The 13,105-nt window shown below is 71.2% G+C and carries 15 protein-coding genes; 10 read left to right on the top strand and 5 right to left on the bottom strand.

Annotated features, from left to right (window positions below; genetic code table 11):
* Together RM1_RS22530 and RM1_RS22535 are read right to left on the bottom strand one after the other, a co-directional pair.
* Positions 1 to 287 (bottom strand): hypothetical protein (locus RM1_RS22530; RefSeq protein ID WP_143069514.1); only part of this gene is annotated, 287 nt, incomplete at its 3' end.
* Positions 288 to 386: 99 nt separating this feature from the next.
* On the bottom strand, positions 387 to 689 hold the full coding sequence (locus RM1_RS22535) for a type II toxin-antitoxin system VapB family antitoxin (RefSeq protein ID WP_027499959.1): 303 nt from the start codon (positions 687 to 689) through the stop codon (positions 387 to 389).
* Between the two features lie 200 nt (positions 690 to 889).
* Here RM1_RS22535 and hrcA point away from each other — a divergent pair, with 200 nt between their 5' ends.
* From hrcA to RM1_RS22555, 4 genes are all read left to right on the top strand, one after another.
* The gene (gene hrcA, locus RM1_RS22540; protein WP_027499960.1) at positions 890 to 1,924 is read left to right on the top strand and encodes a heat-inducible transcriptional repressor HrcA; all 1,035 of its coding nucleotides are present in this window, start codon (positions 890 to 892) and stop codon (positions 1,922 to 1,924) included.
* A 79-nt stretch (positions 1,925 to 2,003) separates the two neighbouring features.
* Positions 2,004 to 3,155: a molecular chaperone DnaJ gene (gene dnaJ / locus RM1_RS22545; protein ID WP_027499961.1), complete on the top strand. Its 1,152-nt coding sequence runs from the start codon at positions 2,004 to 2,006 to the stop codon at positions 3,153 to 3,155.
* Positions 3,156 to 3,173: 18 nt separating this feature from the next.
* On the top strand, positions 3,174 to 3,935 hold the full coding sequence (locus RM1_RS22550) for a 16S rRNA (uracil(1498)-N(3))-methyltransferase (RefSeq protein WP_072753889.1): 762 nt from the start codon (positions 3,174 to 3,176) through the stop codon (positions 3,933 to 3,935).
* Between the two features lie 5 nt (positions 3,936 to 3,940).
* Positions 3,941 to 4,714 carry an alpha/beta hydrolase family protein gene (locus tag RM1_RS22555; protein ID WP_072753890.1) on the top strand — a complete coding sequence of 258 codons (774 nt, stop codon included), beginning with the start codon at positions 3,941 to 3,943 and terminating at the stop codon, positions 4,712 to 4,714.
* 1 nt (position 4,715) lies between these two features.
* Here RM1_RS22555 and RM1_RS22560 read toward each other — a convergent pair whose 3' ends face one another.
* The gene (locus RM1_RS22560; RefSeq protein WP_245816557.1) at positions 4,716 to 5,579 is read right to left on the bottom strand and encodes an SMP-30/gluconolactonase/LRE family protein; all 864 of its coding nucleotides are present in this window, start codon (positions 5,577 to 5,579) and stop codon (positions 4,716 to 4,718) included.
* Positions 5,580 to 5,673: 94 nt separating this feature from the next.
* Positions 5,674 to 7,260, bottom strand: a complete 1,587-nt coding sequence (locus RM1_RS22565) for an MFS transporter (protein ID WP_072753892.1) — start codon at positions 7,258 to 7,260, stop codon at positions 5,674 to 5,676.
* A gap of 139 nt (positions 7,261 to 7,399) precedes the next feature.
* Here RM1_RS22565 and RM1_RS22570 point away from each other — a divergent pair, with 139 nt between their 5' ends.
* The 6 genes from RM1_RS22570 (at position 7,400) to era (ending at position 12,532) form a co-directional block, all read left to right on the top strand.
* Entirely contained in the window at positions 7,400 to 8,065 is a 666-nt protein-coding gene (locus RM1_RS22570; protein ID WP_083576906.1) for a TetR/AcrR family transcriptional regulator, read from the top strand.
* A gap of 219 nt (positions 8,066 to 8,284) precedes the next feature.
* On the top strand, positions 8,285 to 9,286 hold the full coding sequence (locus RM1_RS22575; protein ID WP_245816561.1) for a PhoH family protein: 1,002 nt from the start codon (positions 8,285 to 8,287) through the stop codon (positions 9,284 to 9,286).
* Positions 9,287 to 9,357: 71 nt separating this feature from the next.
* On the top strand, positions 9,358 to 9,900 hold the full coding sequence (gene ybeY / locus RM1_RS22580) for an rRNA maturation RNase YbeY (RefSeq protein WP_027499968.1): 543 nt from the start codon (positions 9,358 to 9,360) through the stop codon (positions 9,898 to 9,900).
* Positions 9,897 to 11,219: a hemolysin family protein gene (locus tag RM1_RS22585; protein WP_072753894.1), complete on the top strand. Its 1,323-nt coding sequence runs from the start codon at positions 9,897 to 9,899 to the stop codon at positions 11,217 to 11,219. Before ybeY ends, RM1_RS22585 begins: the two co-directional genes overlap by 4 nt.
* A complete protein-coding gene (locus tag RM1_RS22590) occupies positions 11,212 to 11,622 on the top strand; it encodes a cytidine deaminase-like protein (protein WP_051636960.1) in 411 nt (136 codons plus the stop codon). Before RM1_RS22585 ends, RM1_RS22590 begins: the two co-directional genes overlap by 8 nt.
* Positions 11,612 to 12,532, top strand: a complete 921-nt coding sequence (era, locus tag RM1_RS22595; RefSeq protein ID WP_037175549.1) for a GTPase Era — start codon at positions 11,612 to 11,614, stop codon at positions 12,530 to 12,532. The genes RM1_RS22590 and era overlap by 11 nt, the downstream gene beginning before the upstream one ends.
* Positions 12,533 to 12,551: 19 nt before the next feature.
* Here era and RM1_RS22600 read toward each other — a convergent pair whose 3' ends face one another.
* Entirely contained in the window at positions 12,552 to 13,103 is a 552-nt protein-coding gene (locus RM1_RS22600) for a TetR/AcrR family transcriptional regulator (protein ID WP_027499971.1), read from the bottom strand.
* Between the last annotated feature and the right edge of the window lie 2 nt (positions 13,104 to 13,105).

Below are 13,105 nucleotides of genomic sequence, written 5' to 3' on the forward strand. Positions count from 1 at the left end.
CGCTTCCCGCCGCCGGGAATCCGGTCGGTGAACCGGGCCAGGCGGCCCGCGTCGCGGGCCAGCACCTCGGCGTCGCGCGCGATGATCGCGGCGCTGCCGTCGATTCCCTGCGCGCTCACCGCGATCCGTTCGGCGCTCTCGGCGATCTGCCGGGCGGCGACCAGCAGTTCGGAGAGGTCGTCGAGGGCGGGGCCGAGCCGGTCGATGAGCGCGCCGAGTTGCTGGGCGCGGTCCACGATCGGGGCGAACGCGTCGAAGACGCCGCGGGCTGCGGCGAGGGTCGCCATGAACTGACGTTCCAGTTCGCGGAGTTCACCGAAACCGCGCGTGAGCACACGTTCCGGCAGCAGGAGTGCGCTGGCGATGTTGATGGTGGCTCCTCGCCGTCAGCGGATCGCGTCGTAGTCGAAGACCCGGGCGTGCAGGACGACCCTGTTGCGCAGGGCGGAGCGGACCGCGCGGTGCAGTCCGTCCTCGAGATAGATCACGCCGTCCCAGAGCACCGCGTGCGGGAACAGGTCGCCGTAGAAGGTGGAGTCCTCGGACAGCAGGCGATCCAGCTCCAGGACCTTGGTGGTGGTCACGATCTCGTCGAGGCGCACCTGGCGCGGCGGGATCTTCGACCAGTCGCGGATCGACAGCCCATGGTCCGGGTACGGCTTGCCGTCCCTCACGCCCTTGAAAATCATCGGTGTTCCCGTCCCGGTAGTCGGGGGTGCGCGGTCGGCACCTGGCGCCGTTCGCGCACCCCACACAGTAAGGCCTCGCGGGAAGTGCCCGGCAGGGCGATTAGACTGGTAGCCGGTCGCGGGGGTGTGAACCACGCCGACCGTGACGATGGTCTCGCCGGACTTCCGGACGGGGGAGTTGGGTGACGGAGGTGGCCGCAGTGTCGAGTACCGATGAACGACGCTTCGAGGTGCTGCGCGCGATCGTCGCCGACTACGTCGCCACCCAGGAACCGATCGGCTCGAAGGCCCTCGTCGAACGCCACAACCTGGGCGTATCCAGCGCCACCGTGCGCAACGACATGGCCGTGCTCGAGGCCGAGGGCTACATCGCCCAGCCGCACACCAGTTCGGGCCGGGTGCCGACGGACAAGGGCTACCGGCAGTTCGTGGACCGGATCGCCGACGTCAAGCCGCTCTCGCCCGCCGAGCGCCGCGCCATCCTGGAGTTCCTCGAATCCGGCGTGGACCTGGACGACGTGCTCCGCCGAGGGGTGCGGCTGCTCGCCCAGCTGACCCGGCAGGTCGCGGTCGTGCAGTACCCGACGCTCTCGTCCTCCTCGGTCCGCCACCTCGAGGTGGTCGCGCTGACCCCGGCCCGGCTGCTGCTGGTGCTCATCACCGACTCCGGCCGCGTGGACCAGCGCATCGTCGAACTGGGCGACGTGATCGACGACGAGAGCCTGTCCCGGCTACGGGACCTGCTCGGTGGCGCGCTGGAGGGCAAGCGCCTGGCCGCCGCGTCGATCGCCGTCTCGGAGCTCGCCGCCGACGCCCCCGACCACCTGCGCGACGCCGTGGTCCGCTCGGCGACGGTGCTGATCGAGACCCTCGTCGAGCATCCCGAGGAGCGGCTGGTGCTGGGCGGCACCGCGAACCTGACCCGCAACGCGGCCGACTTCACCGGATTCCCCGGTTCCCTGCGGTCTGTCCTCGAGGCGCTCGAGGAGCAGGTAATCGTGCTCAAGCTGCTCGCCGCCACCGGCGACGCGGGCAAGGTGACAGTCCGGATCGGCGAAGAGACCCAAATGGAGCAGATCCGCGGGACCTCGGTGATCACCACCGGATACGGCGCGGGCGGCAACGTCTTCGGCGGCATGGGGGTGCTCGGACCCACCCGGATGGACTACCCGGGAACAATCGCATCGGTCGCCGCCGTTGCGAGGTATATCGGCGAGGTGCTCGCCGAGCGCTGACGCGCGTGCGCGGCCGGCCCGCGAGCAGGACTTTCACTGACAGCTGGAACTGATCGACAACGAGGACGAGAGACTTAACGTGGCACGGGATTACTACGGACTTCTGGGCGTCAGCACCAAGGCGACCGATCAGGAGATCAAGCGGGCGTACCGCAAGCTCGCCAGGGAGCTGCATCCCGACGTCAACCCCGACGAGGCGGCGCAGGCCCGATTCAAGGACATCTCGACCGCGTACGAGGTGCTCTCCGACCCTGAGAAGCGACGCATCGTCGACCTCGGCGGCGACCCGCTGTCCCAGGGCGGCGGGGGCGGCGCCGGATTCGGTGGTGCCGGCTTCGGCGGCGGACTCGGCGACGTGTTCGAGGCCTTCTTCGGCGGCGGCGGACAGACCAGCCGCGGACCGCGCGGCCGCGTCCAGCCCGGCGCCGACTCGCTGCTGCGGACCAAGCTGACCCTCGAGGAGTGCGCCACCGGCGTCACCAAGCACATCACGGTGGACACCGCGATCCTGTGCGACGCGTGCACCGGCTCCGGCACCAACGGCGACTCCAAGCCCGTGACCTGTGAGACCTGCCGCGGCGCGGGCGAGGTGCAGTCCGTCCAGCGCTCGTTCCTCGGCCAGGTGATGACCTCCCGTCCGTGCCCGACCTGTCGCGGCGCGGGCGAGACGATCCCGGATCCCTGCCACAAGTGCGGCGGCGACGGCCGGGTGCGCGCCCGCCGCGACATCGCGGTGAAGGTCCCGGTCGGCGTGAGCGGCGGCATGCGGATCCGGCTGGCCGCCCAGGGCGAGGTCGGCCCCGGCGGCGGCCACGCAGGCGATCTGTACGTCGAGATCATCGAGCAGCAGCACGACGTGTTCGTCCGCGACGGCGACGACCTGCACTGCACGGTTCGCGTCCCGATGGTCGACGCGGCGCTCGGCACCACCGTCACCGTCAACACGATCATCGACGGCCCGACGGAGATCACCGTCCCCCCGGGCACCCAGCCGGGCAAGGTCGAGTCGGTCCGCGGGCACGGCATGCCGAAGCTGCGTTCCGGGGTGCGCGGCGACCTGCACGCGCACCTGGAGGTCGTGGTCCCCTCGCGCCTCGACAGCAAGCAGGCCGCGGCGCTGAGCGCGTTCAAGGACCTGCGCGACAAGGACCAGGCCGAGGTCGTCACCACCGCCTCGCAGCACAACGGCGGACTGTTCTCCCGCCTGCGCGACGCGTTCAGCGGTCGCTGACGGGTCCGGCGAACGATCATGGCCGCGACGGTGTTCTATCTGGACCCGCTGCCCGAGGTCGGCGCGGTCGCCGTGCTCGACGGCAAGGAGGGCAGGCACGCCGCAACGGTGCGCCGGATCCGGGTCGGTGAGCGGCTGGTGCTCTCCGACGGCCGGGGTGCCGTCGCGGACGCGGTGGTCGTGGAGGTCGGCAAGGACCGTCTCGACCTGGAGGTCACCGCCCGCGACACCGTCCCGGCGGCCGTCCCGGCGGTGACGCTGGTGCAGGCACTGCCGAAGGCGGAGCGCTCCGAGCTGGCGGTCGAGCTGGCCACCGAGGCCGGGATCGACGCGATCGTGCCCTGGCAGTCCGCGCGGTGCGTGGCCCGCTGGGAGGGGCCGAAGGCCGACAAGGGCGTGGCGAAGTGGCGCGCGGTGGCGGCGGCTGCCGCGAAACAGTCACGGCGAGCACATATTCCGGAGGTCCTCGACCTGCACCGCACGCCCGCGGTTGTCGAGCGGGTGGCGCGGTCGGTGGCCGATGGTGGTGTGGTCGCGGTGCTGCACGAGTCGGCCACGACGGCGCTGGCGGAGCTGCCGCTGTCCCAGGCAGCCGAGGTGCTGCTGGTGGTCGGGCCCGAGGGCGGCCTGGACGACGCGGAGGTCGACGCGCTGACCGCGGCGGGGGCGGTCGCGGTGCGGCTCGGTCCCACGGTGCTGCGGACCTCCACGGCCGGCGCGGTGGCGCTCGGCGCGATCGGCGTGCTGACCGGCCGCTGGTCCGCGCGGCCCCCGCAGTAGCCGCCGTGCCCCGCCAACGCGTCGACTACGGACCCGAGCCGCAGCAGTTCGGGCACCTGTACCTGCCCGCCGCCCCGGTCGCCGAGCCGGTGCCGGTGGTGATGCTCGTCCACGGCGGCTATTGGAGCGCCGACTTCCACCTCAACCTGGCGACCTCCCTCGCCATCGAATTGGCCCGGCTCGGCGTGGCGTCGTGGAACGTCGAGTACCGCCGGGTCGGCGCGGGCGGCGGCTGGGAGCAGACCAGTGCCGACATGGAGGCCGCGCTGGCCGCGGTCGGCGGCGTGCTGCCCGCGCTGTCACCGATCCCGCTGGACCTGGCCAACGTCAGGATCGTCGGTCACTCCGCGGGCGCGCAGCTGGCGTTGTGGGTTGCCGGGCAACGGGATTCCCCGGTTCGCCCCGAGCGGGTCGTCGCGCAGGCGGGCGCGATGGACCTGGCGGCACGCGCGGCCGGTCGCACGGCCGGGGCCGCCTTGACGGCGTTCTTCGGCGCGCGATTCGAGGACGCGCCGCAGCTCTATCGCGACGCCTCACCGGTCTATCGGGTCCCGATCGGCGTCCCGGTGGTCTGCATCCACGGCGCGGAGGACATCCAGGTTCCGGCCGCCGCCAGCCGCGCGTACCGGGACGCCGCGGCGGCGGCCGGGGACACGGTGGCGTTCTGGGAGGTGCCGGGCGAGGGGCACAACGACTTCCTCTCCCGCGGTTCCCGCAGCTGGGATCTGACCGTGCGGGCGCTGCTCGACGACGATCCGTGGTCGACGCCGCCGGCGTGAATCAGGCCCCCGGACCGGGCCACCCGGCCCCCGGCGCCGGCGCGGACGTGCTGATCACGGTGCCCTCCCACGCCGCGTGCTCCATCAGACGCTCGACTCCCGGCCACCGCGCGGCGACGACGAAGAGGGTGTCGCCGTCGGCCCCGCCGAGCGCGCAGGCGAAGGCGCCGCGGTCGAGCTGCACCCGATCGGTGACCTGACCGCCCTCCGTGACGCGCACGCAGCACCGGTCGCCGACGTCGGCGTACCAGGCGGCGCCCTCGGCGTCGAGGCAGATGCCGTCGGGTGAGTGGTCGCCGACGTCGGCCCAGAGGCGCCGGTTCGTCAGCGACCCGTCGTCAGCGATCTCGAAGGCGGTGAGCCGGTGACGGTAGGACTCGGCGACGACGAGCGTGGCATTGTCGGCGGTGACGGCCATCCCGTTCGGGAAGGCCAGGTCCTCGGCGACCATGCGTGCTCGTCCGTCCGCGGTGATCAGTGCCACGAATCCGGGTGCGGTCCCGGTCGCGGGCGGCCCGTCGGCGAAGTCGAAGTTGATGTTGTTGACGTAGGTGTTTCCCCGGCCGTCGACGACGATGTCGTTGCTGCCGTAGGGCGACAGCGCCGACAGGTCCGCGTAGCGCGTGAGGGTCCGGTCGGGAGACAGGAGCAGCAGCGCCTGCTCGGGGCCCGAGGCGAGCACCGGTGTCCCGTCGGGCAGGAAGTCGAAGCACAGCGGCAACGACCGGTGCTCGACCACGGCCTCGATCCGGCCGTCCTGGTCGATCGCGTGGATCACCCCGGCCGTCCAGTCCGCGAACCACAATCGGCCGTCGTGCCACCGTGGGGATTCGAGCTGGCCGAAACCGCTCGCCAATGTCTGCATCACCCGCATGATCCGCCTCCCGTTGTGTTCCCTGGGGAGGTAGACCCCTCGGCGGGGCGAAACTCATCGGTCCGAGGTCCGCCCGCGCCGCCGGCTACGGTCGGTCGGTCGACCTGCCCGGCAGGATCACCGCCACCAGCACCGCGCCGATGGCGAGCGCGAGCCCACCGGCCAGGCTCGCGCTCACGATCGCGTCCGCGAACGAGGTGGAGGCCGCCTGGAGGAGCGGCTGCGCGTACGAGGCCGACAGCGGATTGGTCGCCAGCTCCTGCGCGACGAGCGCCGCGCCGCCGACGGACTCCCGCGAGACCTCCATCGCGTAGTCGGCCTTGGCGGCGAGTTCCCCGCCGAGCTGGGGGAGCGGTGCGCCGTCGATGAAGCCGGCGATCGAGTCCTTGTAGGTCGCGGCCAGGACGGAGCCGAGGATGGCGATGCCGAGCGAACCGCCCAGCTCGATGGCGGTGTCGTTGAGGCCGCCCGCGGCGCCGAGGTCGCTGTCGGGGAAGCTGCCCATGATCGCGTCGGTGGCGGGCGGCTCGCTCAGGCCGATGCCGACGCCGAGCAGGATCAGTGGCACCAGGAAGTCGAGGTAGCCCGAGCCGCCGTCGACCCGCGTCAGCAGCAGCACGCCCGCCGCCGCGAGGACCATGCCGGCCACGATCGCGCCGCGGACCCCGATGCGCGGGGTGATCCGGCCGCTGACGACCGCACCCGCCGACACCGCCGCCGCCAGGGGCAGCAACCGGACACCGGTCTCGAGCGGGCCGTACCCGAGCACGAACTGGAACTCCTGCGCGACGAAGTAGATGGCGCCGAACGCGGACAGGAACAGCAGCAGCACCGCGAGGGTGGAGCCGCCGACGGCGCGCTCGCCGAGCTTGCGCACGTTCAGCAGCGGCTGCGGGTGCCGGAGCTCCCAGGCGACGAACGCCGCGAGCCCGACCAGTGCCGTCGCGGCACCGACGAGCGGGCCTGCGCCCCAACCGAAGTGGAAGCCGTTGATGATCGCGTAGACGAGCGCCCCGATCGCGACCACCGACAGCAGACCACCGATCCAGTCGATGCGGCCGAGGCCCTCCGCCCGCGACGGCGGCACGAGGATCACGGCGGCGACGGCCGCGACCGCGGCGATGGGGACGTTGATCAGGAAGGTCGCGTTCCAGGAGTGGCTCTCGAGGATCCAGCCCGCCAGCAGCGGCCCGAACGCGATGGCCAGCCCGGAGGTGGCCGCCCACGCGGCGATCGCGCGGGAGCGCTCGGTCTTGGGGAAGGTCGCGACGAGCAGCGACAGCGTCGCGGGCATGATGATCGCCGCGCCGATGCCCATGATCATCCGGGCGGCGATCACCGCGTTCGTCGTGTCCGCGAGGCTGCCGAACACCGCGCCGCCGCCGAACACCAGCAGGCCGGTGAGCAGCGCGCCGCGGCGGCTGTACTTGTCGCCGATCACGCCTGCCAGCAGCATCAGCGCCGCGTAGGGCACGGTGTAGCCGTCGATCACCCACTGCAGCTGGGCGCTGGTCAGGGCGAGGTCCCTGGTCATGTCCGGCGCCGCCACGATGAGCGCGGTGTTCGCCATCACCACGATCAGGAGGCTCAGGCACAGCACGCCGAGCGCGGCCCAGCGCCAGCGGTAGGGCTGCTCCATCCGGGAGACCGGTTTGGTCGCGAGTGTGGTCATCGTCGGCGCTCCGTTCGGCGGCGGTCCGGTGAGGTTCCGGGCCTATCTGCACATTGATGTGCAAGTTAATAGCTTGCACAGTGCTGTGCAACTATGCTTGACGCAGATCACATCGGGCGGCGAGAGGGTGGATGCGACGGTGGCGGAGCCGGTGAGGCGTCGGCGCAGCGAGGCGCGGGCCAATCGGACGCGCATCATCGACGCCGCGATCGGCGCCTTCGCCGCCGATCCGGATGCGAGCATGGACGACGTCGCCCGCGCGGCAGGGGTGGTCCGCCGCACGGTCTACGCGCATTTCCCCAGCCGGGAGGCGCTCGTCGAGGGCATCGCGGACGAGGCGTCGGCCGCGCTGGTTGCGTCGTTCGGTGCGGACATCCCGCGGCCGGAACGTCCCGACCTCGCGCTCGCCGTGCTCGCGCTGCTGACCTGGCCGGTCGGCGACCGGTTTCGGATGCTGCTGACCTTCGCGCGCAAGGAGCTCGGCGAGCAGCGGATGCTCGACCTGATGGAACCGGCGCGGGCGCCGACCATCGCCCTCGTCGAGCAGGGCCAGCGCGACGGGCTCTTCTCGTCGTACCTGCCGGCCGGGCTCCTGGTCGCGATGACCGAGGCCGTCACGATGACCCTGCTCGACCAGGCCAACAAGGGCGGCATCCGCGATTCCGGGGAGTCGTTCGGGGTCACCTCGCTTGTGCTGCTCGGGGTCCCGCCCGAGCGGGCGGCGGCGGTTGTCGAGGAGGCATGGGCGTGGATCCGCGACAGCGCAGGCCCTTCGGTGTCCACGGCTGGCCCTGACCGGCGGTAATCGTGTGGGCGGCGCGAACGACCCGCGATAGACTTCGAGGTATCAGGGCGGCCCGAGCCGTCGGGACACGGAACCAGGAAAGTAGGCCATAGCTACCACGTGAGTGCAGACAGCGACATGGGCGATCAGTCGGACGACGCAGGGGGACGCGCTTCGCGCGCAGGGGCGAAGGCCAACGGCAGCCAGGACCGCCCAGCGCAGCGCACTGTGCGGTCGAGCATGGAGGTCTCACCCGACGCGGTGCTCCCGCTCCTCGGTTCCTCGGATCAGAACCTCAAGGAACTCGAACGCGCCCTCGACGCAGACATTCACGTTCGTGGCAACGCGATCACCCTCACCGGCAGGGCCGCGGACGTCGCGCTGGCCGAGCGGGTGATCGGCGAGCTGATCGCGGTCGTCGCCGGCGGTAACTCGCTGACCCCCGACGCGGTGCGGCGCAGCATCGCGATGCTCACCGAGGGCGTCGCGGAATCGCCAGCGGAGGTCCTTAGCCTCGACATCCTGTCCCGGCGCGGCAAGACCATCCGGCCCAAGACGGTCAACCAGAAGCGATACGTCGACGCGATCGACGCGAACACCATCGTCTTCGGTATCGGCCCCGCGGGCACCGGCAAGACCTACCTCGCCATGGCCAAGGCCGTGCAGGCGCTGCAGAGCAAGAACGTCAGCCGGATCATCCTGACCCGCCCCGCGGTCGAGGCGGGGGAGCGGCTCGGGTTCCTGCCCGGCACATTGCACGAGAAGATCGATCCGTACCTGCGGCCGCTGCACGACGCGCTGCACGACATGATGGATCCCGAGGCGATCCCGAAGCTGATGCAGGCGGGCGTCATCGAGGTCGCCCCGCTGGCCTACATGCGCGGCCGCACCCTCAATGACGCGTTCATCATCCTGGACGAGGCGCAGAACACCACGGCCGAGCAGATGAAGATGTTCCTGACCCGGCTCGGGTTCGGTTCCAAGATCGTGGTGACCGGTGACGTGACCCAGGTGGACCTGCCCGGCGGCGCCCGGTCCGGGCTGCGGGCGGCCTCGGAGATCCTGACCGACATCGACGACATCCACTTCGCGGAGCTCACCAGTGCGGACGTGGTGCGGCACCGCCTGGTCTCCGACATCGTCGACGCCTACGACCGTTTCGAGACCGAGCGGATCGACGAGGTCAAGCTCGGCAACCGCTCGCAGCGCCGGGCGGCGCAGGCCCGCTCGTCGCGGCGCTGACGGTCAGCCCACGTGAGCCACACCGCCCCCGCCCATCACCGCCGCAGGCGGCCCCGAGGAGAACGACTGTCATGAGTATTGAGGTATCCAACGAGTCCGGGATCGACGTTTCCGAGGGCGAGCTGATCAGCGTCGCGCGGTTCGTCATCGGCCGGATGGACGTGCACCCGGCGGCCGAGCTGTCGATGGTGCTCGTCGACCTCGACACGATGGCCGACCTGCACATGCGGTGGATGGACCTGCCCGGCCCGACCGACGTGATGTCCTTCCCGATGGACGAGCTCGAGCCCGGCGGGCGGCCCGACGCCCCCGAACCCGGACCGGCGATGCTCGGCGACATCGTGCTGTGCCCCGCGTTCGCCGCCGACCAGGCCGCCAAGGCGGGCCATTCCACCGCGCACGAGCTGGCGCTGCTCACCGTGCACGGTGTGCTGCACCTGCTCGGCTACGACCACGCCGAGCCGGAGGAGGAGAAGGAGATGTTCGCGCTGCAGAACAGCCTGCTCGCCGACTGGTACGACGAGCTGCGCATTGCCGAGCGAGAGGCGGAGCTGGCCGCCCGTGACCGCAGGCTGCTGGGCAAGACCGGGTTCTTCGACGGCCCCGAGCAGTGAGTGATGAGCTAGTCCAGATCCTGCTCGCCGCGGTCCTGGTACCGCTCGGCGGGCTGTTCGCCGCCATCGACTCCGCGCTCAACACGATCTCCCGGGCCCGGGTCGAGGACCTGGCCAAGGACGCGCGGCCGGGTGCGCAGCGCCTCCTGACGGTCGTGGCCGACCGGCCCCGGTACGTCAATCTCATGGTGCTGCTGCGGATCCTGGCCGAGATCACCGCCACGGTCCTGCTCGCCGCCGCGCTCCTGGACATGCTCGATCGGAGCTGGGCGCTGCTGGTCACCGCCGTCGTCATGGTGCTCATCGTCTATGTGGCGATCGGGGTCGGGCCGAGGACGATCGGTCGCCAGCACGCCTACTCGATCACGCTCGCCGCGGCGCTGCCGCTGCAGGTGATCGGCGTCCTGTTCTCCCCGATCAGCGGACTGCTGATCCTGGTCGGCAACGCGCTCACCCCCGGCCGGGGTTTCCGCAACGGCCCCTTCGCCTCCGAGATCGAGCTGCGTGAGCTGGTCGACATGGCGCAGGAGCGCGGGGTGGTGGCCGACGAGGAACGCCGGATGATCCAGTCCGTGTTCGAGCTGGGCGACACCCCCGCGAGGGAGGTGATGGTCCCGCGCACCGAGATGGTGTGGATCGAGGCGACCAAGTCCGCGGGTCAGGCCACCTCGCTGGCCGTCCGCAGCGGGCACTCCCGGATCCCGGTGATCGGCGAGAACGTGGACGACATCCTCGGCGTCGTGTACCTCAAGGACCTGGTCCAAAGGACGTATCACTCGACCGACGGCGGACGTGGCGTCACCGTCGGCGAGGTGATGCGACCGCCGGTGTTCGTGCCCGACTCCAAGCCGCTCGACAGCCTGCTCGCGGAGATGCAGCGCGACCGCAACCACATGGCGCTGCTCGTCGACGAGTACGGCGGCATCGCCGGGCTGGTCACCATCGAGGACGTCATCGAGGAGATCGTCGGCGAGATCGCCGACGAGTACGACATCGGCGAGATCGCGCCGGTGGAGGACCTGGGCGACGGCCGGTACCGGCTCTCGGCCCGCCTGCCGGTCGAGGATCTCGCCGAGCTGTTCGAGATCGAGATCGACAACGACGAGGTCGAGACGGTCGGCGGGCTGCTCGGCTACGAGCTGGGCCGGGTCCCGCTGCCGGGCTCGGAGATCACCACCGACGGCCTGATGCTGCGTGCCGAGGGCGGCAGCGACGTCCGCGGCCGCGTCCGGATCAGTACTGTTCTTGCGTGGAGAGCGCCCGAACCGGACGCCGACCTGGTCGGCGATGACGAGGGAGGCGAGGGCCGACATGACTGAGCATCTCGACGAGGAGGACGCCAAGCTGGTGGTCCTCGCCCGCGGAGCCATGGGGCGAACCGGCGGCGCGCAGGGCGCCGCGGTGCGGGACCTCGACGGTCGCACCTATGCCGCAGGCCCGGTCTCGCTCGACGCCCTGACCCTGACCGCGTTGCAGGCCGCGATCGCCGCGGCCCTCTCGAGCGGGGCGGAGGGCTTCGAGGCCGCCGCGGTGGTCGGCGACCTGCCCGGCAGCGCCGCGGACATCGTCACCGCCGTTCGGGACAACGAGCCAGGGGTGCTCGCACTGACCGAGGTGACCGCATCCGCCAAGCTGATCGCCGCCCGAGCCGACGGCTCGGACCCCTATGTCATGGGCTGGGAGCCCTACCGACCCATTTCTGGAGATGCCCATGAGCACTGAGACCGAATTCCGTTCCGGCTTCGTCTGTTTCGTCGGACGGCCGAACACCGGCAAGTCGACGCTGACCAACGCGCTGGTCGGCAGCAAGATCGCGATCACCTCGTCGCGGCCGCAGACCACCCGGCACACCATCCGCGGCATCGTGCACCGCCCGCACGCCCAGCTGATCCTGGTCGACACCCCCGGGCTGCACCGGCCGAGGACGTTGCTCGGTCAGCGGCTGAACGACCTGGTGCGCGACACCTACTCCGAGGTCGACGCGATCGGCCTGTGCATCCCCGCGGACGAGAAGATCGGCCCCGGCGACCGCTGGATCCTCGAGCAGGTCCGCCAGATGGCGCCGAAGACCAAGCTGATCGGCATCGTCACCAAGATCGACAAGGTCAGCCGGGAGAAGGTCGCCGAGCAGCTGGTGGCGCTGTCGAAGCTGCTCGGACCGGAGACCGACGTGATCCCGGTGTCGGCGGCGTCGGGGGAGCAGGTCGAGATGCTGGTCGACCTGCTGGCAAAGTCGATGGACGAGGGCCCGGCCTTCTATCCGGACGGCGAGATCACCGACGAGCCGGAGGAGACGCTGATGGCCGAGCTCATCCGCGAGGCCGCGCTCGAGGGGCTCGGCGACGAGCTGCCGCACTCGCTGGCCGTGGTGATCGAGGAGGTCATCGAGCGCGAGGGTCGCACCGAGAAGCAGGGCGAGATGCTCGACGTGCACGCGCTGCTCTACGTCGAGCGCCCCAGCCAGAAGGGCATCGTGATCGGCAAGGGCGGCGCCCGGCTGCGCGAGGTCGGCACCAAGGCGCGCACACAGATCGAGAAGCTGCTCGGCACCAGGATCTTCCTGGAGCTGCACGTGAAGGTCGCCAAGGACTGGCAGCGCGACCCGAAGCAGCTCGGCCGCCTGGGGTTCTAGCCGGTGCCGATCGGGCGCGCTAGCGCGGCACGACGAGCCTGAGGATGGCCGCCGACACGTCCTGGACGGTGCCGGTTGCCAGGCGGCGCAGCTGCAGGCCGGCGATGGTGGCGACCAGGGTCGGCGCGATCGCCGCGGCGTCGGGCACCCCGAGCGCCTCGAGGATGGTCAGGGTGAGCGTGTCGTAGGCGGCGAAGCACTCGTCGGCGGCCGCGCGGAGCTCGGGGTCGCGGCCTGCCTGGATGTACAGCTCGAACGGCGCCATCCGTTCGGCGTCGAACGCGAGGTCCCGGACCACCTGCTCGGTCAGCGAGGCGGCGTCCTGCACGCTCAACCCGGCGTGCCGGTACTGCTCGGCCAGCTCGGTCAGCCGGGCGGTCTCGGCGGTGACGAACCCGAGCAGGGCGTCGCGCAGCAGGTCCGTCTGGCTGGGGAAGTGGTAGGTGATCGAGCCGAGCGAGACCTCGGCCTGCGCCGCGATCCTGCGGTTGGTGACGGCGGCGATGCCGTCGGTGCCGATGATGTGCAGGACCGCGGCGAGGATCCGCTCACGAACCGGGGCCTCGCTCACCG

Source organism: Rhodococcus maanshanensis NBRC 100610 (assembly GCF_001894865.1).
Taxonomy (GTDB): Bacteria; Actinomycetota; Actinomycetes; order Mycobacteriales; family Mycobacteriaceae; genus Rhodococcus_G; species Rhodococcus_G maanshanensis.

Coding starts and splice junctions, on each gene's coding strand:
- era (WP_037175549.1), top strand. CDS start 11,612: ATGAGCACTGAGACCGAATTCCGTTCCGGCTTCGTCTGTTTCGTCGGA.
- RM1_RS22590 (WP_051636960.1), top strand. CDS start 11,212: ATGACTGAGCATCTCGACGAGGAGGACGCCAAGCTGGTGGTCCTCGCC.
- ybeY (WP_027499968.1), top strand. CDS start 9,358: ATGAGTATTGAGGTATCCAACGAGTCCGGGATCGACGTTTCCGAGGGC.
- RM1_RS22565 (WP_072753892.1), bottom strand. CDS start 7,260: ATGACCACACTCGCGACCAAACCGGTCTCCCGGATGGAGCAGCCCTAC.
- RM1_RS22575 (WP_245816561.1), top strand. CDS start 8,285: ATGGAGGTCTCACCCGACGCGGTGCTCCCGCTCCTCGGTTCCTCGGAT.
- RM1_RS22550 (WP_072753889.1), top strand. CDS start 3,174: ATGGCCGCGACGGTGTTCTATCTGGACCCGCTGCCCGAGGTCGGCGCG.
- RM1_RS22535 (WP_027499959.1), bottom strand. CDS start 689: ATGATTTTCAAGGGCGTGAGGGACGGCAAGCCGTACCCGGACCATGGG.
- RM1_RS22560 (WP_245816557.1), bottom strand. CDS start 5,579: ATGCAGACATTGGCGAGCGGTTTCGGCCAGCTCGAATCCCCACGGTGG.